The organism is Brevundimonas vesicularis, from assembly GCF_900445985.1.
Taxonomy (GTDB): domain Bacteria; phylum Pseudomonadota; class Alphaproteobacteria; order Caulobacterales; family Caulobacteraceae; genus Brevundimonas; species Brevundimonas vesicularis_D.
Map to the genome: position 1 here is coordinate 255,227 of NZ_UAQP01000014.1, position 20,121 is coordinate 275,347.

22 protein-coding genes are annotated in these 20,121 nt (G+C 67.8%); 17 read left to right on the forward strand and 5 right to left on the reverse strand.

What is annotated here, in order from left to right:
- Nucleotides 1-40 precede the first annotated feature (40 nt).
- The 3 genes from DT343_RS10345 to phyR all read right to left on the reverse strand — a co-directional run bounded on the left by DT343_RS10345 (nucleotide 41) and on the right by phyR (nucleotide 2,627).
- Nucleotides 41-448: an acyl dehydratase gene (locus DT343_RS10345; RefSeq protein ID WP_112862827.1), complete on the reverse strand. Its 408-nt coding sequence runs from the start codon at nucleotides 446-448 to the stop codon at nucleotides 41-43.
- 15 nt (nucleotides 449-463) lie between these two features.
- Nucleotides 464-1,495 (reverse strand): NADP-dependent oxidoreductase, encoded by a 1,032-nt coding sequence (locus tag DT343_RS10350; RefSeq protein ID WP_112862828.1) that lies wholly within the window; start codon nucleotides 1,493-1,495, stop codon nucleotides 464-466.
- Between the two features lie 337 nt (nucleotides 1,496-1,832).
- A complete protein-coding gene (phyR, locus tag DT343_RS10355; protein ID WP_112862829.1) occupies nucleotides 1,833-2,627 on the reverse strand; it encodes an anti-anti sigma factor/receiver protein PhyR in 795 nt (264 codons plus the stop codon).
- A gap of 201 nt (nucleotides 2,628-2,828) precedes the next feature.
- Here phyR and nepR point away from each other — a divergent pair, with 201 nt between their 5' ends.
- The 6 genes from nepR to obgE all read left to right on the forward strand — a co-directional run bounded on the left by nepR (nucleotide 2,829) and on the right by obgE (nucleotide 8,269).
- Complete coding sequence (gene nepR, locus DT343_RS10360; protein WP_112862830.1) at nucleotides 2,829-3,029, forward strand: anti-sigma T factor NepR; 201 nt, start codon at nucleotides 2,829-2,831, stop codon at nucleotides 3,027-3,029.
- Entirely contained in the window at nucleotides 3,026-3,637 is a 612-nt protein-coding gene (locus DT343_RS10365; protein ID WP_017505508.1) for a sigma-70 family RNA polymerase sigma factor, read from the forward strand. Before nepR ends, DT343_RS10365 begins: the two co-directional genes overlap by 4 nt.
- Before the next feature lie 6 nt (nucleotides 3,638-3,643).
- Entirely contained in the window at nucleotides 3,644-5,434 is a 1,791-nt protein-coding gene (gene phyK, locus DT343_RS10370; protein ID WP_439897224.1) for a sensor histidine kinase PhyK, read from the forward strand.
- A gap of 50 nt (nucleotides 5,435-5,484) precedes the next feature.
- Nucleotides 5,485-5,622, forward strand: coding sequence for an entericidin A/B family lipoprotein (locus tag DT343_RS10375; RefSeq protein ID WP_017505506.1), 138 nt, complete (start codon nucleotides 5,485-5,487; stop codon nucleotides 5,620-5,622).
- Nucleotides 5,623-5,715: 93 nt separating this feature from the next.
- The gene (locus tag DT343_RS10380; RefSeq protein ID WP_112862832.1) at nucleotides 5,716-7,170 is read left to right on the forward strand and encodes an NAD-dependent succinate-semialdehyde dehydrogenase; all 1,455 of its coding nucleotides are present in this window, start codon (nucleotides 5,716-5,718) and stop codon (nucleotides 7,168-7,170) included.
- A gap of 52 nt (nucleotides 7,171-7,222) precedes the next feature.
- Entirely contained in the window at nucleotides 7,223-8,269 is a 1,047-nt protein-coding gene (gene obgE, locus DT343_RS10385) for a GTPase ObgE (protein WP_112862833.1), read from the forward strand.
- Here obgE and DT343_RS10390 read toward each other — a convergent pair whose 3' ends face one another.
- Complete coding sequence (locus tag DT343_RS10390) at nucleotides 8,270-9,403, reverse strand: AI-2E family transporter (RefSeq protein ID WP_112862834.1); 1,134 nt, start codon at nucleotides 9,401-9,403, stop codon at nucleotides 8,270-8,272.
- Between the two features lie 98 nt (nucleotides 9,404-9,501).
- Here DT343_RS10390 and DT343_RS10395 point away from each other — a divergent pair, with 98 nt between their 5' ends.
- The 10 genes from DT343_RS10395 to DT343_RS10440 are packed head-to-tail and all read left to right on the forward strand — an operon-like array spanning nucleotide 9,502 to nucleotide 18,358.
- The gene (locus tag DT343_RS10395) at nucleotides 9,502-11,076 is read left to right on the forward strand and encodes a helicase HerA-like domain-containing protein (RefSeq protein ID WP_112862835.1); all 1,575 of its coding nucleotides are present in this window, start codon (nucleotides 9,502-9,504) and stop codon (nucleotides 11,074-11,076) included.
- 49 nt (nucleotides 11,077-11,125) lie between these two features.
- Nucleotides 11,126-11,686, forward strand: a complete 561-nt coding sequence (locus tag DT343_RS10400) for a NifU family protein (RefSeq protein WP_112862836.1) — start codon at nucleotides 11,126-11,128, stop codon at nucleotides 11,684-11,686.
- Between the two features lie 46 nt (nucleotides 11,687-11,732).
- A complete protein-coding gene (gene tsaB, locus DT343_RS10405) occupies nucleotides 11,733-12,413 on the forward strand; it encodes a tRNA (adenosine(37)-N6)-threonylcarbamoyltransferase complex dimerization subunit type 1 TsaB (RefSeq protein WP_112862837.1) in 681 nt (226 codons plus the stop codon).
- Nucleotides 12,410-12,853 (forward strand): ribosomal protein S18-alanine N-acetyltransferase, encoded by a 444-nt coding sequence (rimI, locus tag DT343_RS10410; RefSeq protein WP_112862838.1) that lies wholly within the window; start codon nucleotides 12,410-12,412, stop codon nucleotides 12,851-12,853. The genes tsaB and rimI overlap by 4 nt, the downstream gene beginning before the upstream one ends.
- Before the next feature lie 27 nt (nucleotides 12,854-12,880).
- On the forward strand, nucleotides 12,881-13,366 hold the full coding sequence (locus DT343_RS10415) for a Fur family transcriptional regulator (protein WP_017505496.1): 486 nt from the start codon (nucleotides 12,881-12,883) through the stop codon (nucleotides 13,364-13,366).
- Nucleotides 13,367-13,409: 43 nt separating this feature from the next.
- Entirely contained in the window at nucleotides 13,410-14,846 is a 1,437-nt protein-coding gene (gene miaB, locus DT343_RS10420; protein WP_258522557.1) for a tRNA (N6-isopentenyl adenosine(37)-C2)-methylthiotransferase MiaB, read from the forward strand.
- Nucleotides 14,846-15,847, forward strand: a complete 1,002-nt coding sequence (locus tag DT343_RS10425) for a PhoH family protein (RefSeq protein WP_112862840.1) — start codon at nucleotides 14,846-14,848, stop codon at nucleotides 15,845-15,847. The genes miaB and DT343_RS10425 overlap by 1 nt, the downstream gene beginning before the upstream one ends.
- Nucleotides 15,844-16,290, forward strand: a complete 447-nt coding sequence (ybeY, locus tag DT343_RS10430) for an rRNA maturation RNase YbeY (protein WP_112862841.1) — start codon at nucleotides 15,844-15,846, stop codon at nucleotides 16,288-16,290. Before DT343_RS10425 ends, ybeY begins: the two co-directional genes overlap by 4 nt.
- 4 nt (nucleotides 16,291-16,294) lie before the next feature.
- Nucleotides 16,295-17,932: an apolipoprotein N-acyltransferase gene (gene lnt / locus DT343_RS10435; protein ID WP_112862842.1), complete on the forward strand. Its 1,638-nt coding sequence runs from the start codon at nucleotides 16,295-16,297 to the stop codon at nucleotides 17,930-17,932.
- 18 nt (nucleotides 17,933-17,950) lie between these two features.
- On the forward strand, nucleotides 17,951-18,358 hold the full coding sequence (locus DT343_RS10440; RefSeq protein WP_066625335.1) for a helix-turn-helix domain-containing protein: 408 nt from the start codon (nucleotides 17,951-17,953) through the stop codon (nucleotides 18,356-18,358).
- Between the two features lie 3 nt (nucleotides 18,359-18,361).
- Here the strand turns inward: DT343_RS10440 and greA are convergent, their stop codons facing one another.
- Nucleotides 18,362-18,841 (reverse strand): transcription elongation factor GreA, encoded by a 480-nt coding sequence (gene greA, locus DT343_RS10445; RefSeq protein WP_181669178.1) that lies wholly within the window; start codon nucleotides 18,839-18,841, stop codon nucleotides 18,362-18,364.
- Between the two features lie 64 nt (nucleotides 18,842-18,905).
- On the opposite strand from greA, the gene DT343_RS10450 reads away from it, so the two are divergent.
- Nucleotides 18,906-20,120 carry a TIGR03862 family flavoprotein gene (locus tag DT343_RS10450; protein WP_112862844.1) on the forward strand — a complete coding sequence of 405 codons (1,215 nt, stop codon included), beginning with the start codon at nucleotides 18,906-18,908 and terminating at the stop codon, nucleotides 20,118-20,120.
- Nucleotide 20,121 lies beyond the last annotated feature (1 nt).

Below are 20,121 nucleotides of genomic sequence, written 5' to 3' on the forward strand. Positions count from 1 at the left end.
ATACCCGCCCCGCCGGTTCGCCGGCGGGGCGTTTTTCGTTTCAGCGGCGCGAGAACAGCGCCCGGGTCAGGCAGGAAAAGACCAGACGACCGGCCTCGTCCAGCAGGTCATGCGAGGCGATGACGATGCCCTTTTCGTCGCCGACCGGATCCTTGCCCATCACCGTCATGCGACCCCGCAGCAGTTCGCCCGCCGGGGGATTGCGCATGTAACGCAGCCCATCGACGGCCAGGACTTTCGTCTGGGCCCAGCCGCCGGACTTGTCGGCCGCCAGTCGGCTCCACAGCACATAGACCATGGCGTCCGGCGCGCCATAGGCCACGTCCCAGCCGGGCGAGAACCGCTCGATGAAAACGTCCAGCGCCCCCTGATCGACCGCACAGGCGCCCAGCGGCACGACCTGCCCCACCTCCAGGTCTTCGAAATGGATGTGCAGCGGATCGCTCATGCGCAGACCTTGGGTTCAGGCGGGTTCTTCGGAAACGCGAACCAGCAGCTTGCCGTCGTGATCGCCCGTGAACAAGCGATTCAACGATCCCACCGCGCCTTCCAGCCCGTCGTCGACGTGAACCTTCCATTTGACCCGGCCGTCCGCCAGCCACGGGCCCATCTCCGCCACCATCTCGCGAGCGCGCGGGGCGTAGTCCAGGACCAGGAAACCCTGGACGTGCAAGCGATGGGTGATGATGCGCGCGAAGTTCGGCGACGGCGGCGCCTTGGTCGCATTGTAGGAGGACACCAGGCCGCAGACCGCCATCCGGCCGTGGACCTTCAGACGGTTGAACACCGCGATCATGATGTCGCCGCCGACATTCTCGAAGTTCAGATCGACGCCGTCGGGGGCCAGACGGTCCAGCGCCTCGCCGACATCCTCGTTCTTGTAATCGATGGCCGCGTCGAAGCCGAGTTCGTCGGTCAGCCAGGCGCACTTCTGCGGACCGCCCGCGATGCCGATGACGCGACACCCGCGCTGTTTGGCGATCTGCCCCGCGATGGAGCCCACCGCGCCGGCAGCCGCCGAGATGACGATGGTCTCGCCTTCCTTGGCCTTCAGCACATCGGTGACGCCGAAATAGGCGGTCAGACCGGTCATGCCGAGCACGGACATATTGGCCGTCAACGGCAGGCCGGGCGCGCGGTGGACCGGGCGCAGGCCGCCTTCCGGCACGACCGCATAGTCGGCCCAGCCGCCCGAGGTCGGCATGACGACATCGCCGGCCTTGAAGCGGCTGGATCGCGAGGCTTCGACCACGCCCAGCGTCAGGCCGCGCATGACCTCCCCTAGGCCGACCGGCGGCAGATAGCCCTCGGAATCGTTCATCCAGGTGCGATTTGTCGGGTCCAGCGACAGATAGACGGTGCGGACCAGCACCTCGTTCTCCTGCAGATCAGGGATGGCCGTCTCGACCAGTTCCAGATCGCCGGGCTGGATCAGGCCCTTGGGGCGCTGGCGCAGCACCCATTGACGGTTCGTCTTGCCGCTTGTCGAAGCCATTGGCGTCTCTCCGTGCGTTTTCTTTGGCCACCATCTTGGCCGCGACGGCGGCCTCGGTCGAGGTGTGCGCCAAGAAAAAAGCGACCCTTTCGGATCGCTTTGAAGTGGCATCATCGAGAATGAGGCGCGGAGGCGGCATGATCGGCTTTCGCAGATCAAGTCGGGGGGCGTCGCCGCCTCCACGGACCGATAACGACGGCGCCCGAAGCCGGTTCCCGTCCTCGATCGCTTTTTTTGCGCTTTCGTACCTTGGCCCATCAATGCCGGCGCAAACCAAAGAAAAGGCCTCGATCCCGAGGGACCGAGGCCGATCTTGTCGTCAACGAAAGATCGCGTTTTAAGCGGCTTCCTTCTGGCGCGACGGGTGGAAGAACAGCGCCTGGCTGATCGCCGCCTTCACCGTTTCCGGCTGGAAGGGCTTGGTGATCAGGAAGGTCGGCTCGGGGCGCTCGCCGGTCAGCAAACGTTCCGGGAAGGCGGTGATGAAGATCACCGGCACGTCCATGGTTTTCAGGATATCCTTGACCGCATCGATGCCCGACGAGCCGTCGGCCAACTGAATGTCGGCCAGAACCAGACCCGGCTTGTGGCGGGCGACGGCGTCGATCGCCTCGTCGTGCGTCGTGGCGGTGCCGGTGACGCGGTGACCCAGTTCGGTCACCAGGCTCTGGATGTCGGCCGAAATGATGGCCTCGTCCTCGATGACCAGAACATCAGTCGCCAGTTCGGCGTCGATGTCCGCCTGGGCGTCGGCGATCAGACGCTCCACGTCGCGCGGATCGGCGGACAGGATTTGCGCGGCTTCCGATGGGGTGAAGCCTTCAAGCGCGGTCAGCAGGAAGGCCTGGCGCGAACGCGGCGCGATGCGCAGCAGACGCTGCGAGGCGTCGCTGCCCGTGGTTTCCAGCGTGCCGGTTTCCAGCTGCGCGCCGGTCGAGGACCAGATGGCGTGGAAGACATGATAAAGAGCGACCCGCGGCGTCATCTCGGCCGACAGCTGCTGCTCGCCGGCGGCCAAGGCCTCCAGAGCGACGCGGACATAGTTGTCGCCCGTCGATTGATCGCCGGTCAGGGCGCGTGCGTAGCGGCGCACATAAGGAAGGTGCGGCGCGAGTCTGGCCAGAAGGCTCATTCAGATAGTCCCCGACAAATCACAGCCCGGCCGGCAAGGCGGGGCGCTACATCAGCCCTAAACGTCACATTCGCATCACGGTTCCGCCGTGGCGAACAAGCTTTAGCATTAAAAACCGGTCATGCAGGAACCCGGCCGGTCTGATGACGTTTGAGACCGACATCTTCTCGCGATGACAGTTGGGTGGGCTTGGCTCTGTCTATGATCGATTCTCCGGACTCCTCTCGTCCCAAAGGCGAACAGAAGGGGGAGGCAGGGCTTGAAGAAGCTCGCCTTCGCCAACAGGCCATTGGCGTCAAGCTGCGGCACATGTTCGACGAGGTCGTCAACGAACCCGTGCCCGATGAGTTTCTCGATATTCTGAAACGCGCCGACGCCAAGTCTTCGGACAGCGCCGCATGAGCACTTCACGCCTGGGCGCCGCCCCCAAACCCGCGTCGGCCGACGACGAGGGCTTCAAGCGCGAACTGGTCCTGCTGATTCCGCATCTGCGCGCCTTCGCCCGGACCTTGACCGGCGACCCGACCGCGGCCGACGACCTGGCGCAGGACGCCATGATGAAGGCCTGGGACGCGCGCGCCAGCTATCAGATGGGCACCAACATGAAGGCCTGGACCTTCATGATCCTGCGCAACCAGTTCTATTCCGAAAAGCGCCGCTCGTGGCGCCAGTCGCAGCTGGATCAGGAAGCCGCCGAGCGGACCTTGGTCGCCGTGGACGATCCCGAGGCGCCCGTTGCTCTGGACGAACTGCGTCAGGCTCTGAAGACCCTGCCCGAGGAGCAGCGCGAGGCCTTGATCCTGGTCGGCGCCGGCGGCTTCGCCTATGAAGAAGCGGCCGAGATTTGCGGCTGCGCCGTCGGCACGGTGAAGAGCCGCGTCAGCCGCGCACGCCGGGCCTTGCAAGCCACCCTGGAGCGGGGCGGTTACGGCCGCGACGGTGAAGCGGCCGGCGACGCCATGCGCACGATCCTGGGCGAGGCCGACAGGCTGGCCGGCGCCCGGAGCTAAGCGGCGGTGAACGACACGAGCAGGGAGGCCTCCAGGTCGCGGCTCGGTCGCACGTGGAAATCGGATCGCTTTCAGGGCATCCGGTTTCGACTGGGCGCGGCCATGGCCATGGCCCTGCTGCCGATCTTCGTTCTCAGCCTGATCCAGACCCAGGCGGACTTTCAAAGACAGGCCGACGACCGGCAGGTGGACCTTCAACTGGCGGCCGAACGCAGCGCCTCCAGCGCCAAGGCCAAGCTGGACAGCGCCCAGGTGCTGTTGCGCGCGCTCAGCCCCGATGCGGTCGGCCCCTATTGCGCGCCGCGCCTGACGGCGCTGGTCGGACGTCTGGAAGGCTACGAGGGCCTCTATCGCATCAGCCCGACTGGCGAGGCGGTCTGCGCCTCTGGCCGGACAGACGGCGTAAGATCCGGGGTCGCGCCCGCCGCACAGGCGACGTGGTTCCAGCGGCTGCGCAACGGCGAAGAGCTTGTCGTCATGCGCGCGCCCGACGGCGCCGGCTATGAAGGCGCGCTGATCGTCGCCACCCGCGCCGAACGGCCGATGGGCCGGTTCGACGGCGCCATGGTCGCCGTGATCCCCTTCTCCGCCCTGCAGCCCGATGTCACCGATCCCGCCCTGCCCTCGGGTGCACAAGCGGCCCTGACCGACGGCGCCGGACGTATACTGACGGCCAGTGATCCCGACGTGTTCAAACTGTCGGCCGGAGACGACATCGCCGGGTGGGTGGCCCGCGCGCGCGACCAGGGATCGGCGGTGTTCGAGGCCAAGGATTCGCAGAACCGCCGCCGCGACTATGCGGGCGCGGCCCTGGCCGGCGGCGACCTTTACGCCCTGCTGTCGGCCCCGGCGCCCGGGTGGCTGTCCTGGGCGCGGCTCAACCCGATCGGCACCCTGTTGCTGCCGCTGGGGGCGTGGCTGACGGCGTTCGCGGCGGTCATGCTGCTGTCCGAGCGCATCTTCATCCGCTGGCTGGATTATCTGGAGCGGGTCGCGGGCATTTACGCCAAGGGCCGGTTCTCGGTGCGTCCGTTGCAGGCGATGAACGCCCCGTCTGAAATTCGCACCATGGCGCGCACTCTGGATGAGATGGCCGAGGCCATCACCGTGCGTGACCGTGAACTGACCGACGCCCTGACGGAAAAAGACGCGCTGATGCGCGAAATCCATCATCGGGTGAAGAACAATCTTCAGATCATCTCGTCCCTGCTGTCGATGCAGCAGCGCGCCCTGACCGATGCGCCGGCCAAGGCGGCGCTGGGCGACACACGCCAGCGCATCTCGGCCTTGGCCCTGATCTACCGCACCCTTTATCAGAGCAACGACATCCGCCACGCTGACGCGCGCGAGTTCCTGAACGAACTGGTCGGACAACTGATCGCTAGCGAAGCGGGGCGCGGACCGGTGGTCATCAGCTCGGTGGACGCCGATTCCCTGCACGTCGATCCCGACAAGCTGGCGCCCCTTGCGCTGTGGCTGGTCGAGGCGGTGACAAACGCCCAGAAGCACGCCTTCGCCGGCAGCGGCGGGGAGCTGAAGGTGCGCTTCCGCGTCCAGGGCGAGACATCGGTTCTCGAAGTCGAGGACAACGGGCCCGGCGCCCAGGCCGGCGCCGAGGTCGGGGTGGGCCGCACCCTGATGAGCGCCTTCGCCAAACAGTTGCGCGGGGAGACCGAGTTCGCCACCCCGACCGGCGGCGGCACCATCGCCCGCATGATCTTCGCCACGCCAGAAGCGCTCGCGCCGGTCGATCCGGCGGACAAGACGCCCGGAACCGCAGCGCTGGCGTCGCGTTGATGAGGCGAGACCGGCGGAGTTTCACCCCGGCCAACCCTGGAGCTTCCCCTATGCGCAAGATTTTCGTTCTGGTCGCCGCCGCCGCCGCCCTGACCACCGCCGCCTGCAACACCGTTGAAGGCGTGGGCCGCGACACCCAGGCCGCCGGCCAGGCCGTGACCGGCGCCGCCCAAGACGCCAAGAACTAATCGACGGCCGCAGCCCAGGCTGCAGCATTCGACCGGCAAGGCCCCGCATCGTCGGGGCCTTGTTCGTTTTAGGACCGCGACAGGAGCCATCCCGTGCACCACACCGCCCGCGACGCCGGCCTCAAACTCTTGCGCCAGCACGCCCTGATCGCCGGCAAGGTCATTCCGGCCAACGGCGGCGGCATCGCCGTCGATGATCCGGCGACAGGCGATGTGATCGGCCATGTCCCCGATCTGGGCGCCGCCGAGACCGAACAGGCCATCGCGGCGGCGAGCGAGACGTTCAAGGCCTGGTCGAGATCCGATCCGCACGCGCGTGCGACCTTCCTGCGCAAATGGGCGGCGCTGATCGACGACAATCTGGAGGGTCTCGGCGCCCTGATGGCGCTGGAAAACGGCAAGCCGTTAGATGAGGCCAAGGGCGAGGTCACCTACGCCAACGGCTTCCTGAAATGGTTCGCGGGCCAGGCTGAGCGGCTGATCGGCGAGACCCAGGACAGTCCGCTGGGCCATCTGATCCTGACCTATCGCGAGGCGGTCGGGCCCTGCGCCCTGATCACGCCCTGGAACTTCCCCGCCGCCATGCTGACGCGAAAGCTGGGGCCGGCGTTCGCGGCAGGCTGCACCGCCGTGGTCAAGCCTGCCAGCCAGACGCCGTTCACCGCCATCGCCCTGGCCGAACTGGCCTATGAAGCCGGCCTGCCGAAAGGCGCCCTGTCGATCGTCACCGGGGACGCCGCCACCATCGGCAAGGCGCTGACCGACAGCCCGGACATCCGCAAACTGTCCTTCACCGGCTCGACCGGCGTGGGCCGCAAGCTGGCCGAGCAATGTGCCGGAACGCTGAAACGGGTGTCGATGGAGCTGGGCGGTGCGGCGCCCCTGATCGTCTTTGCCGACGCCGATTTGGATCTGGCGGTCGCTGAAACCATCAAGGGCAAATTCAGGAACTCAGGCCAGACCTGCGTCTGCCCCAACCGCGTCTATGTCGAGCGGTCGGTCGCCGAAAGCTATGCCGAGAAACTGGCCGCCGAGGTGGCCAAGATCGTGGTCGGTCCCGCCTTCGACGACGGCGTGAAGGTCGGGCCTCTGATCGAGGACAAGGCCATCGACAAGGTCGAAAAGCATGTGGCGGCGATCAAGGCCGACGGCGGCCGGGTCCTCACCGGCGGGTCGCGCCACGATCTGGGCGGCCGCTTCTTCCAGCCGACCGTGACCCTGGGCGGCGATGACGCCCTGTTCCGCGAGGAAGAGACGTTCGGCCCCATGATCCCCGTCTTCGCCTTCGACACGGAGGAAGAGGCGCTGGAGAAGGCCAACGCCAGCGACTACGGCTTGGCCTCCTATCTGTTCACCCGCGACCTGGACCGTGCGATGCGATTCAGCCGGCGGATCGAGGCGGGGATGTGCGGGGTCAACACCGGTCTCATCTCCACCGCCGTCGCGCCGTTCGGCGGGGTCAAACAGTCGGGCTATGGGCGCGAAGGCTCGATCCACGGCATCGACGAATATGTGGACGTCAAGACGGTGACGCTGGCGCTGAAGTAGCGCCGGGTCGCCGGGCCTGTAATTCGCCGCGCTTCTGCGGCATAAGCCCGCGATGAAGTTCCTCGACCAGGCCAAGATCTATATCCGCTCCGGCAACGGCGGCGCGGGCTCCGTGTCGTTTCGACGCGAGAAATTCATCCCCAATGGCGGGCCGGACGGCGGCGACGGCGGCAAAGGCGGGGATGTCTGGATCGAGGCGGTCGAGGGTCTGAACACCCTGATCGACTATCGCTATCAGCAGCATTTCAAGGCCCAGACCGGCCACCACGGCCAGGGGCGCCAGATGCACGGCGGCAAGGGCGAGGACGTGCATCTGAAGGTGCCCGTCGGCACCCAGGTGCTGGACGAGGACAAGGAAACCGTCCTGCTGGACATGGACACGCCGGGCAAGATGGAGCTGCTGCTGAAGGGCGGCAACGGCGGCTGGGGCAACGTGCGCTTCAAGGGGCCGACCAACCAGGCGCCGACCTACGCCAACCCTGGTCAGGAGGGGCAGGAGCGCTGGATCTGGCTGCGGCTGAAGCTGATCGCCGACATCGGTCTGGCGGGTCTTCCAAACGCCGGCAAATCGACCTTCCTGTCGGCCGCGAGCGCCGCCAAGCCCAAGATCGCCGACTATCCGTTCACCACCCTGGCGCCGAACCTGGGGATGGTGGACCTGTCGCCGTCCGAGCGGTTCGTCATCGCCGACATTCCCGGCCTGATTGAGGGCGCCAGCGAGGGCGCGGGCCTCGGCACGCGCTTTCTGGGCCACGTAGAACGCTCGGCCAGCCTGATTCACCTGATCGACGGCACGCAGGACGACGTGGTCGAGGCCTACCGCATTATCCGGGGCGAGCTGGAAGCCTATGGCGAGGGTCTGGCGGACAAGGCCGAGATCCTGGCCCTGAACAAGATCGACGCCCTGACGCCGGAGGCGCGCGAGGAGAAGGCCGCCGAACTGGAGGCCGTCGCCGGTCGCCGTCCCATGCTGGTGTCCGGCGTGTCGGGCGAGGGCGTGCCCGCCCTGCTGCGCGCGGCCTGGGCCGAGGTGAAGAAGACGCGCGGCGCCCTGGCCGGCGACAGCGACGCGGACCAGATCAGCGGCTGGCAGCCCTGATCAAGCCTCCGCTGCGGTCTTCGGATTGGGCTTGCGGCGGGTCGCTTTCGGCTTGTCGGTCGTCTTGCCCTCGTTGGCATAGGGCTCGCCGTCGCCCGACAGCAGGATCGCCATCCAGCGCGAGCCCTTGAACTCGGCCAGGATCGCCATGGCCATGACCGCCAGCGGCGTGGACAGGAACATGCCGACCACGCCCCACAGCTTGCCCCAGAAGGCCAGGGCAAGCAGCACCACGACCGGGTCAATGTTCTGGTTGTCGCCCTGCATGCGCGGCTGGATGAAGTTGCCGACGACGAACAGGATCACCTGCAACCCGACCAGCAGGATGGCGGCGGGCCAGTAACTTTCGAACTGGACCAGGGCGAACAGCGGCGGTGCAAGGCCCGCGACGGCCCCGCCCAGCACGGGGATGAAGCCGACGATGAAGATGACGAAGGTCCAGAACTCGGCGTTCTGAAGCCCGACCGCCCGCATCAGGATCCAGGCGACGACGCAGATCATCCCCCCTGTGACCGACTGCACCCAGATATAGCCCTCGACCCCGCCGCGTACGCGCTGGAACACCGCAACCGCCTCGTCGCGCTGGGCCTCGGACGGGAACATGGCGACGATCTTGCGCCGGAAGCCGACTTGGGAGGCCAGCAGAAAGCCCAGATAGATCAGGACGAAGAAGGCGCCCGAGGCGATGCCCTGCACCTGGAACGCCATGGAGGTCAGCCAGCCGCGCACATCGACGCCGTTGATCAGATCCTGCGCCGTGGGCGGATTGGCCAGGCGCACCAGCCCGTAGGCGTCGCGAATGATCTGATCGATGCGCGGGCCGATGTTGGCCGACACGCCGGACGCCTCGCCGAAGAAGCCCGCCGCCCCGTTCACGATGATGGCGATGGAGGCGAAGAAGGCCAGCACCACCAGCGTCAGGGCCGCGATCCCGGCCATGCGGCTGTTCAACGGCGTGCGCGCCTCGACCGACCGCTTCACCCCATCGATCATGATCAAGAGGAAGATGGCCATCGCCAGCGGCGTCAGGATATCCCGCAGCCAGTAGATCGCCGCCCCGGCCGCGACTGTGGCGATGACGCCGAGGGCATTGCGAGCGGCGACCGAGGATGGCGTGGCGATGGGGTTTTTCATGATCGTGTTGTCGAACCGCCCGCCGTCGCCGTCAATCGCTGTTCCGAGCGCGCGGGGAACGCGCTAGACCTTTGCCGGAGACGCCATCGGAGACCCCAATGCCCGACGCCCTGCCCGGCCTTTTCCTCGGCCAGTCCGACGCCGCCCAGCCGGAAAACCTGCTGTTTAACCGCGCCAACCGCCACGGCGTCGTCGCCGGCGCGACCGGCACCGGCAAGACGGTCACGCTGCAGATCATGGCCCAGGGCTTTTCCGACGCCGGGGTGCCGGTCTTCTGCGCCGATGTGAAGGGGGACCTGTCGGGCATCTCTCAGGTGGGTGCGCCGAACGAGAAGCTGATCGCCCGCGCAGCCGAGATGGGCCTGACCCTGACGCCGCGCGCCGCCCCCACCGTCTTTTGGGACCTGTACGGGCAAAAGGGACATCCGATCCGGACCACGGTGTCGGAAATCGGTCCGGTGCTGATGGCGCGGATGCTGAACCTGAACGAGGTGCAGGAGGGCGTTCTGACCGTCGTCTTCCACGTCGCGGACAAGGAAGGTCTGCTGCTGCTGGACCTCGACGATCTGAGGAGCTTGCTGGTCTATGTCGGCGAGAACGCCGAGCGGATCGGGCGCGAGGTCGGCAATGTCGCCCCCGCCTCCATCGCCGCCATCCAGCGCGCGCTGTTGCAGGTCGAGCAACAGGGCGGCGACGCCTTCTTCGGCGAGCCGGCGCTGAAGCTGGAAGACATGATCCGCGTCGGTCTTGACGGCCGGGGCCAGGTCAATGTGCTGGACTCGACCCGGCTGATGAACAGTCCGCGTCTGTACGCGGCCTTCCTGCTGTGGCTGCTGTCGGAGCTGTTCGAACAGCTGCCCGAGGTGGGCGATCCGGAAAAGCCGCGCCTGGTCTTCTTCTTCGACGAGGCGCACCTGCTGTTCAACGACGCCCCGCGCGCCCTGCTGGAAAAGGTCGAACAGGTCGTGCGCCTGATCCGGTCGAAAGGCGTCGGGGTCTATTTCGTGACGCAAAACCCGGCCGATATTCCCGACAGCGTCCTGGCCCAACTGGGCAACCGCATTCAGCATGCGCTGCGCGCCTATACGCCGTCCGAACAGAAGGGGCTGAAGGCCGCCTCGCAGAGTTTCCGCGCCAACGCCGCCTTCGACACGGCCGAGGCCATTCAGGCTCTGGGCGTGGGCGAGGCCCTGGTGTCGGTGCTGGACGAAAAGGGCGCGCCGACCATCGTGGCCCGCACCAAGATTCGCCCGCCGGCCTCGCGCCTGGGTCCGGCGACCGATACCGAGCGCGCCGCCGTCATGGCCGCCAGTCCGGTGCGGGGCCTTTACGAGCAGGTGCTGAACCGCGAATCCGCCGCGGAAATCTTGGCCAATCGCCACAGCGCCGCCGATCAGGCTGAAGTTCAGGCCCAAATCCAGGCCAAGGCGCAGGCCGAGGCCGACAAGGCCGCCGCCGCTCAGGCCAAGGCTGATCAGAAGGCTGCCGAAGCGCGGGCGAAGGCTCAAGCTCAGGCCGAAGCGCGGGCGGCGCGCGAAGCCGCAAAGCCTGCGCGCCGGTCCACCCGCGAAACGCCGGTCGAGGCCCTGACCAAATCGGTCCTGCGCACGGCCGGATCGACCCTGACCCGCGAACTGATGCGCGGTCTGCTGGGCGGGCTGAAGCGGCGCTAGGTTCCGCTCGGGTCTTGCAACGGGGCGGGGGCGAGCGCATCTCCCGCCCATGTTCATCCAGACCGAACCCACGCCCAATCCGAACGTGCTGAAGTTTCTGCCCGGCCGCGACGTGTCGCCGACCGCCGCGCTGGAATACCGCACCATCGACGAGGCGACGGCCTCTCCGCTGGCGGAGGCCTTGTTCGAGCTGGAAGGCGTCGACGGCGTCTTCTTCGGCGCGGACTATGTTTCGGTGACCCGCCAGCCGCAGGGTCCGGAGTGGTCCGAGATGAAGGCGCCGATCCTGGGCGTCGTGATGGATCACTTCGTCTCGGGTCAGCCGCTGACGCGCGGCGCTGGCGGCGAAACCGACGGCCATGGCGAGGACGACAGCGAGATCGTCGCCGAGATCAAGGCCCTGCTGGACAGCCGCATCCGCCCCGCCGTGGCCCAGGACGGCGGCGACATCCTGTTCGATTCCTTCGACGAAGCGACCGGCGTTCTGAACCTGCGGATGCGCGGCGCCTGCGCCGGCTGCCCGTCGTCGTCGGCGACCTTGAAGGCCGGGGTCGAGCAGATGATGCGCCACTATGTGCCCGAGGTGACGCGGGTCGAGCAGACCCTCTGATCCGGACGCGGTGGCGGTTCTGCAACGCGCCGCCTAGAAGACGCCCATGAGACTTCTGGTGATCGATACGGCGCTCGGCGCCTGCACGGCGGCGGTGTTCGAGGACGATCGCGCGCTCGCCGTGCGCTTCGAGCCGATGACCAAGGGACATCAGGAACGGATCGGCGGCCTGGTGCGCGACGTCATGGCCGAGGCGGGCGGCGGTTTCGACAGCCTGGACCGGATCGGCGTCACGGTCGGACCGGGCTCGTTCACTGGTCTGCGCGTCGGTCTGGCCTTTGCTCAGGGTCTGGGCGCGGCGCTGGATCGGCCGGTCGTCGGTCTGTCGGCGCTGGACGCCCTCGCCGGCTCGCTCGCCAATCATGACGGCCCGATCGCAGCCCTGATCGATGCGCGGCGCGGTCAGGTCTATGCGCGCCTCTTCGCCGACGGTGGGCCGCCTGGCCCCGAGGAAGCGTTGTCGCTGGAAGAGGCCGCGCGGCGGATCGCCGAAATCGGACCGGGCGTCGCCCTGGTCGGCAATGGCGCGGCGGTCGTGACCCAGGCCTTCCCCGATCTGCCCTTCGCCCAGTTGGACGACCGGGTGGCGCCGTCGCCGGAGGCGCTGGCCCGCCTGGCCGCCGCGGCCGATCCGGCGACCCAGCCGCCCCGTCCGCTCTATCTGCGCGCGCCCGACGCCACACCGCCCAGCCGCCTGCCGGGCCAGCCGCGCCAGCCTGCGTCATGACGGCGGCGGACCCCGCCTCACTCGCCGCCCTGCACGCCCAGGCCTTTGCCACGCCGTGGAGCGCCGACACCTTCGCCGATCTGCTGTCGCAGCCAGGCGTACTGGCGGTCAGCGAGCCCGACGGCTTCATCCTGATCCGGACCGTCGTCGACGAGGCGGAAATCCTGACCCTGGCCGTGGTCCCGTCTGCGCGCCGCCACGGACTGGGGCGACGTCTGGTCGAGGCGGCGGCCGTCGCTGCGGTCCAGGCCGGCGCGACGCGGCTGTTCCTGGAGGTCGCCGACGACAATATCGCCGCGCGCGGCCTGTATGAGCGGACCGGGTTCGATCCGATCGGTCGCCGCAAAGCCTATTATGCGAGCGCCGACGGATCGCGGACCGATGCGGTGGTGATGAGCCGCGACCTCTGTGCGCCTGACGCCAACCTGACGCTTCCCTGATGCGATCCAAGCCCCTATTCTAGGCGCATGGACCGGATCGAAAAACTCTGCGCCGAGCGCGGCATGCGTATGACCGAACAGCGCCGGGTGATCGCCCGGGTGCTGTCCAACGCCGCGGACCACCCGGATGTGGAAGAGCTTTATCGTCGCGCCTCGGCCATCGATCCGCACATCTCGATCGCCACCGTCTATCGCACCGTGCGCCTGTTCGAAGAGGCGGGCGTGGTCGAGAAGCACGACTTTGGCGACGGCCGCAGCCGCTATGAAGAGGCCGGCGACGATCACCACGACCACCTGATCGACACCAAGTCGGGCGAGGTGATCGAATTCTTTGACGCCGAGATCGAGCGGTTGAAGAACGAGATCGCGGAACGGCTGGGCTTCCAGCTGATCGGCCACAAGCTGGAGCTCTATGGCGTTGCGATCGAGGGCGCCGAGCCGTCCAAGCGCGAAGGCCTGATCTTCACACGCCATGCGGCGCGGGTCGATCCCGCCGATGTGGATGCGGGCTGACGCTCGGCTTGTCGCGGCGCTTGCGGGCGATCATAAGCCCACGATGACCGAGACCCTGGTTCCTCAAGTCGAGACGGCGCCCCAAAAACGTCTGTTCATCAAGACCTACGGCTGTCAGATGAACGTCTATGACTCCGAGCGCATGGCCGATGTGCTGCGCCCGCTGGGCTATGGCGTCACCGACGACGTGAAGGCCGCCGACTTCGTCATCCTGAACACCTGCCACATCCGCGAGAAGGCGGCCGAGAAGATCTATTCCGAGCTCGGCAAGCTGCGCGAGATGCGCGATATCCGGCGCGAGACCGGCGGGGACCTGACCATCGCCGTCGCCGGCTGCGTCGCCCAGGCCGAGGGCGAAGAGATCATGCGGCGTCAGCCGGCCGTCGATATCGTCGTCGGCCCCCAGGCCTATCACCAGTTGCCCGAGCTTCTGACCCGCACGGCGCGGGCGCGGGGCGAGCGGATCGGCGCCGACTTCGCTCCCGACGACAAGTTCGACGCCCTGCCCGCAGCCCGCTTCACCGAGGGGCCGACCGCCTTCCTGACGGTGCAGGAGGGCTGCGACAAGTTCTGCACCTTCTGCGTCGTGCCCTATACGCGCGGCGCCGAATGGTCGCGACCGATGGCGGCGGTGCTGGAAGAGGCGCGGCAGTTGGCGGATCGAGGCGTGCGCGAGGTCACCCTGCTGGGCCAGAACGTCAACGCCTATGACGGCGAGCGGCCGGACGGGCGCAAGGCGACCCTGGCCGAACTGGCCTATGCCTTGGCCGAGATCCCCGGCCTGGACCGCATCCGCTATACGACCAGCCATCCCAACGACATGGCCGATGAGTTGATCGCCGCGCATGGCGATCTGGACGCCTTGATGCCCTATCTGCACCTTCCGGTTCAGGCGGGGTCGGATCGGATTTTGCGGGCGATGAACCGCAAACACGGGCGTCAGAAATATTTCGACCTGATCGACCGGATCCGCGTCGCGCGGCCGGATATCGCCATCGCGGGCGACTTCATCGTCGGCTTCCCCGGTGAAACGGATCGGGAGTTCGAGGACACGCTGGATCTGGTGCGGCGTGTGAACTACGCCGGGGCGTTCGCCTTCGCCTATTCGCCGCGACCGGGCACGCCGGCAGCGGGCATGGGCAAACAGGTGGAGCCGGACGTCGTCAAAGACCGACTGCATCGCCTGATCGCCCTGCTGACGGAACAGCAGACCGACTTCAACGCCGCCCAAGCCGGCCGGACGCTGAACGTGCTGTTCGACAAGCCGGGACGGCACGGCCACCGTCGCCAAGCGATCGGTCGATCCCCATATCTTCAATCGGTCCACGTCGATGACGCGGATCATCTGATCGGGCAGATCGTTCCGGTCGAGATCATCTCCGGCCAGCAGAACAGTCTGTCAGGCCGGCTCATAGCAGACGGGCTCAAGCAGCCGGGTCCCGCAGGCTCGGCGATAGCCCAAAAAGAAAAGGCCGCTTGATGGCGCGTGAGTCTGAATTCGTCCCCTTGAACGATGCCGAACTGCGAGCGGTCATCGGGCCGAACAGTCGCCACGTCGCCCTGATCGAGGACGCGTTCAAGGTCCTGGTCGAGGCTCCGGGCGGCGGGGTCTCCGTCAACGGCGGCGCACGCGACCGCACGGACGCCCGCCAGGTGATCGAGGACCTGGCCAAGCGCGCGGCCTTGGGCGCCGAAGTCACCGAGGCCGACGTGCGAGCGGCTCTGGGCCAAGCGCGCGGCGGTCGGGGCACGCCCGGCATGGCGGCGGCGGGCGTGTCGCTGCCGGGCGGCAAGCGCGGCGCCATCGTGCCCAAGACCAAGGCGCAGGCCGCCTATCTGGACATGCTGGGCCGGTGCGAACTGAGCTTCGGCGTCGGCCCCGCGGGCACCGGCAAGACCTTTTTGGCGGCGGCCTATGGCGCATCGCTTCTGCGGCGCGGGCAGGTGGACCGGCTGGTCATCACTCGTCCGGCGGTCGAGGCGGGCGAGAAGCTGGGCTTCCTGCCCGGCGACCTGAACGAAAAGGTCGATCCCTATCTGGCGCCGATCTGGGAGGCGCTGAACGACATTCTGGGCGCCGAGGACGTGCAGCGTCGCCGCGACAAGGGCGAGATCGAAGCCGCCCCGATCGCCTTCATGCGCGGCCGCACGCTGAGCCATGCCTTCGTCATTGTCGATGAAGCCCAGAACACCAGCCGCCTGCAGATGAAGATGGTGCTGACGCGCCTGGGCGAGGGCGCACGGATGGTGGTGACCGGCGATCCATCGCAGATCGACCTGCTGAACCCGCGCGATTCCGGTCTGGCCCACGCCCTGCGGATCTTGGACGGGGTTCAGGGCGTCGGCATCCTGAAGTTCGAGGCTTCCGACGTCGTGCGTCACGCCATGGTCGAGCGGATCGTGCGCGCCTATGACGCCGACGCCGCCAATTCTCGCCAGGATGGCGGACGCCCCGCCCCGGACCTCGAAGACCTCGCATGATCGAGATTGAAATCGAGGCCGAGGCCTGGACCGCCGCCCTACCGGACACCGAGGCCGTCGTCGAACGCGCGGCGCAAGCGTCGCTGGGCACGGTGGAGGGCGACATCGTCGTCCTGCTGACCGACGACGATGCCGTGCGCGAGCTGAACGGCCGGTTTCGCGACAAGGACAGGCCGACCAATGTCCTTTCCTTCCCGGCGCCGGAAAACGCGTTTCCGCATCTGGGCGACATCGTCCTGGCCTACGGCGTCTGCGCGACCGAGGCCGAGGCGCAGGGCAAGACCCTGGCCGATCATCTGAGCCATCTGGTCGTCCACGGCGTGCTGCACCTCTTGGGCCGCGACCACGAAGACGACGCCGAGGCCGAGGAGATGGAGGCCGAGGAGCGCGAAATCCTGGCCCAGATCGGCGTCGCCGACCCCTATATCGCCGAGCAGGACTGACCCGATGTTCCCCGACGCCCTGCTGGACCGTTTCGCGGCCCCGATCCGCGCCCTGCCCGACAGGAAACGCGCCCTGACGTGGCGGCTGATCCGCATCGTTCTGGCGCTGCTGGCCGGCGCCGGGACGGCCTTCGCCCATCCGCCGTTCGGAGTGCTGATCGGGCTTTTGGGCTATCCGCTGCTTATGATCCTGTCGGAGCGGTCCGACACGGCGCGCGGCGCCTTCTGGATGGGGTGGCTGGCGGGGTTCGCCTATTTCTTCGTCGGCTGCTGGTGGGTGGCCGAGGCGTTTTTCGTCAATCCCGAACAGGCGTGGATGGCGCCGTTCGCGGCCAGCCTGCTGCCGGCGGGCCTGGGTCTGTTCTGGGGGACGGCCTGCGCCCTCTATCGTCGGTTCGCGCCGCTGGGAGCCGTGCGGGTGCTGCTGTTCGCCGCCCTGTTCTGCGCGGCCGAATGGTTGCGCGGCCATGTGCTGACCGGCTTTCCTTGGAATCCGGCCGGCGCGACCTGGCGCGCGGGCGGCGGCATGTCCCAGTTCGCCTCGGTCGTCGGCGTCTATGGGCTGAGCCTCGTGACGGTCGCGGCCACGGCGGCCTTCGCGCCCTTGATCGGGCCGGGCGACAAGCGCAGCCGCCTGATCTCTGCGGGCTTGGGCGCCTTGGCCCTGATCGCCGTCGGCGGCTTCGGCGCCGTCAGGCTGGCGCAGTCGGATCTTCAGTTCACCGACACAGTCGTGCGCTTGGTTCAGGCTGATGTGAAGCAGGAAACCAAATGGTCGCCCGAGGCCTATCGCTCCATCGTCGATCGCTATGTCGCCCTGACGGGTCAGGCGGCGGCGCGGACGCCCAATGTCGTGGTCTGGCCCGAAGGCGCCCTGCCCGCCTCGGCCAACGACGTCTTCGCCTCGGCCGACGCCCAGGCCATCGCGGGCGCCCTGCGTCCCGGACAGACCTTGCTGATGGGTCTGGCGCGCGGCGAGCCGGACCTGACCGCGCCCGAGGGCGCGCGCTATTACAACAGCCTGTTCGCCCTGGCCGACGAAGGCGGGGCGGGTCTTCGGGTCGCCGCCGTCTATGACAAGCACCGGCTGGTGCCGTTCGGCGAATACCTGCCCTTGGGGTCGATCATGACCTCCATCGGCCTGCGCAGCCTGGTGCATATGCCCAGCGACTTTTCCGCCGGACCGACGCCGGCCCCGATTTCGGTTCCGGGCGCTCCGCCAGCCCAGGTTCTGATCTGCTACGAGAGCCTCTATCCCGGCTTCACGCCCGGCGCGGCAGGGCGGCCCGAGTGGATCGTCAATGCGTCGAACGACGCCTGGTTCGGCGCGACCTCGGGCCCGCGCCAGCATCTGAATCTGGCCAGCTATCGCGCCATCGAGACCGGCTTGCCCATCGCGCGGGCCACCCCGACCGGCATTTCGGCCATGATCGACCCGTGGGGCCGGATCGTCGAGGGCCAACGGCTGGAGCCCGGCGTCATGGGCGTTATCGACGCACCCCTGCCCCGTCCGACGGGCGTCACGCCCTATGGTCGGTTCGGCGACCTTCTGTTCTTCATCGGCCTTGCGGCAGCGCTCGTCCTATCCTTGTGGCCGTTGATTTTACGATCTAGGGTTCGCTCAAACGGCGCAGCGATTTGAGCATTTCCGGGGGACGTCATGGCGCGTGAAAAGGACGAGGATCCGCATCCCGTCGATCGCCATGTCGGCCGGCGCGTTCAGGAAAAGCGTCTCGACCTTGGCTTGACTCAGACCGCCCTGGCCAAGGCCGTCGGCGTCAGCTTCCAGCAGGTGCAGAAGTACGAAAAGGGCACGAACCGCGTCTCGGCCTCGAAACTGTTCGAGATGGCCGAGTTCATGAAGGTCGGCATCCCCTTCTTCTTCGACGGCTACAGCAGCGCGACGGTGGGCGTCGCCGAAGAGGCGCCCGCCTTCGACCACGAACACCGTCCGACCAAGACCAGCGTCGAGATCACGCGCCTGGCGCCGCGCCTGCCTGCGCGCAAGCAGAAGCTGATCCTGGACATGATGCGGGATATGCTGGGCGACGACGACGCCCAGAACTGAGGTCTAGCCGACCGCGACGATCTCGGCCGACTGACCGGCCACCGTCACCTCGTCGCCGACCCTTTTGCCCATGACGGCGCGGGCGAGGGGCGAGACATGGCTGACCGAGCCTGCGGCCGGATCGGCCTCGTCTTCGCCGACGATGCGCCAGGTTTGGGCGCGCCCATCCTCGCGCTCGATGGATACCGAACCCCCGAACCGCACGGCCCCATCGTCCTCGGTCGGCGCGATCAGTTGGGCCGAGGCGCGCCGTGCGGACCAGTAGCGGAGGTCCCGCGTCGCCCGCGCAATGGCGGTGCGATCGCTCTCGATCGAGCCTTGCACCTGGGCGGCCGTATAGGCGGCGCGGGCCGAGGCCAGTTCGGCCTCGATCGCGGCCAGCCCCTCGGGCGTGACCAGATTGGGATGGGGAGAGATCGGGCGGTCCGCCAGGTCGGCGGCGGTGGCTTCCAGATCTTCTTCGCGGGTGAAGGCAACGCTCATGGTCAGCAACATAGCGATGACGGCGCCTATAGCCAGCACGACAGCAACCGGGCAAAGCGGGCCGATGATCAAATCGCCCCGTCAGGTTCACGTGATCGGCGCCGGTCCCGCCGGATTGATGGCGGCCGAACGGCTGGCGAAGGCGGGGGCGACGGTCGTGGTGCACGACCGGATGCCGTCCGTGGCCCGCAAGCTGCTGATGGCCGGGCGCGGCGGGCTGAACCTGACCCACTCGGAACCGCTGGACCGGTTCATGACCCGCTATGGTCCAGCCCAGCCGACGGCCGCTGGCTGGATCGATCGGTTCACGCCTGCCGACCTGACCGTCTGGGTCGAGGCCCTGGGGCAGGAAACCTTCGTCGGCTCAAGCGGGCGAGTGTTTCCGAAGGCCATGAAGGCGTCGCCCCTGGTGCGGGCCTGGCTCGCGCGGCTTGAGACGCAGGGGGTCGATATCCGCACGCGCTCGCGCTGGACTGGTTGGCGCGACGGGGCGCTGGCGTTCGAGACGCCGGAGGGCGAGCGGCTGGAACGGCCCGACGCCGTGGTTCTGGCTCTGGGCGGCGCCAGCTGGCCGCGTCTGGGTTCGGACGGGGCCTGGGCGCCGTGGCTGGAAGCGCAGGGCGCCGCCGTGTCGCCGTTCCGGCCGGCCAATGTCGGCTTCGACGTGGCCTGGTCGGCGCTGTTCCGCGATCGGTTCGCGGGCCAGCCGCTGAAAGGCGTCGCTGTCACCCATGGCGACCGGACGGCGCGGGGCGAGGCGATGATCGCCCGCTACGGCATCGAGGGCGGCGCCATCTATGCGCTGTCTGCGGCGCTGAGGACGACGGTCGAGACGGCGGGGCGCGCCGAGATCCAGATCGACCTGAAGCCCGATGTGGCGATCGGAAAACTGACCGACCGTCTGTCCAAGCCGCGCGGCAAGGCCAGCCTGTCGAACCATCTGCGCAAGGTGGTCGGACTGGAGGCGGCCGCCGTCGCCCTGCTGTATGAGGCCGGCCCCCTGCCCGCCTCGCCTCGGGCCTTGGCCGAGCGGATCAAGGCCATGCCGCTGACCCTGACCGGCGTACAGGGACTGGAGCGGGCGATCTCCTCGGCGGGCGGCGTCGAACTGGACGCCGTGGACGAGCGGCTGATGCTGGTCGCGCGACCGGGTGTCTTCGTCGCGGGCGAGATGCTGGATTGGGAGGCGCCGACCGGCGGCTATTTGCTTCAGGCCAGCTTCGCCTCCGCCGTCGTCGCGGCCGAGGGCGTCATCGATTGGCTCGACAGCCGGGACTGAG

Bases quoted from the DNA above. Each gene is read 5' to 3' on its own strand.
- DT343_RS10345 (WP_112862827.1), bottom strand. From the start codon at position 448: ATGAGCGATCCGCTGCACATCCATTTCGAAGACCTGGAGGTGGGGCAG.
- DT343_RS10350 (WP_112862828.1), bottom strand. From the start codon at position 1,495: ATGGCTTCGACAAGCGGCAAGACGAACCGTCAATGGGTGCTGCGCCAG.
- phyR (WP_112862829.1), bottom strand. From the start codon at position 2,627: ATGAGCCTTCTGGCCAGACTCGCGCCGCACCTTCCTTATGTGCGCCGC.
- nepR (WP_112862830.1), top strand. From the start codon at position 2,829: ATGATCGATTCTCCGGACTCCTCTCGTCCCAAAGGCGAACAGAAGGGG.
- DT343_RS10365 (WP_017505508.1), top strand. From the start codon at position 3,026: ATGAGCACTTCACGCCTGGGCGCCGCCCCCAAACCCGCGTCGGCCGAC.
- DT343_RS10375 (WP_017505506.1), top strand. From the start codon at position 5,485: ATGCGCAAGATTTTCGTTCTGGTCGCCGCCGCCGCCGCCCTGACCACC.
- obgE (WP_112862833.1), top strand. From the start codon at position 7,223: ATGAAGTTCCTCGACCAGGCCAAGATCTATATCCGCTCCGGCAACGGC.
- DT343_RS10390 (WP_112862834.1), bottom strand. From the start codon at position 9,403: ATGAAAAACCCCATCGCCACGCCATCCTCGGTCGCCGCTCGCAATGCC.
- DT343_RS10395 (WP_112862835.1), top strand. From the start codon at position 9,502: ATGCCCGACGCCCTGCCCGGCCTTTTCCTCGGCCAGTCCGACGCCGCC.
- DT343_RS10400 (WP_112862836.1), top strand. From the start codon at position 11,126: ATGTTCATCCAGACCGAACCCACGCCCAATCCGAACGTGCTGAAGTTT.
- tsaB (WP_112862837.1), top strand. From the start codon at position 11,733: ATGAGACTTCTGGTGATCGATACGGCGCTCGGCGCCTGCACGGCGGCG.
- rimI (WP_112862838.1), top strand. From the start codon at position 12,410: ATGACGGCGGCGGACCCCGCCTCACTCGCCGCCCTGCACGCCCAGGCC.
- DT343_RS10415 (WP_017505496.1), top strand. From the start codon at position 12,881: ATGGACCGGATCGAAAAACTCTGCGCCGAGCGCGGCATGCGTATGACC.
- miaB (WP_258522557.1), top strand. From the start codon at position 13,410: ATGACCGAGACCCTGGTTCCTCAAGTCGAGACGGCGCCCCAAAAACGT.
- DT343_RS10425 (WP_112862840.1), top strand. From the start codon at position 14,846: ATGGCGCGTGAGTCTGAATTCGTCCCCTTGAACGATGCCGAACTGCGA.
- ybeY (WP_112862841.1), top strand. From the start codon at position 15,844: ATGATCGAGATTGAAATCGAGGCCGAGGCCTGGACCGCCGCCCTACCG.
- lnt (WP_112862842.1), top strand. From the start codon at position 16,295: ATGTTCCCCGACGCCCTGCTGGACCGTTTCGCGGCCCCGATCCGCGCC.
- DT343_RS10440 (WP_066625335.1), top strand. From the start codon at position 17,951: ATGGCGCGTGAAAAGGACGAGGATCCGCATCCCGTCGATCGCCATGTC.
- greA (WP_181669178.1), bottom strand. From the start codon at position 18,841: ATGAGCGTTGCCTTCACCCGCGAAGAAGATCTGGAAGCCACCGCCGCC.
- DT343_RS10450 (WP_112862844.1), top strand. From the start codon at position 18,906: ATGATCAAATCGCCCCGTCAGGTTCACGTGATCGGCGCCGGTCCCGCC.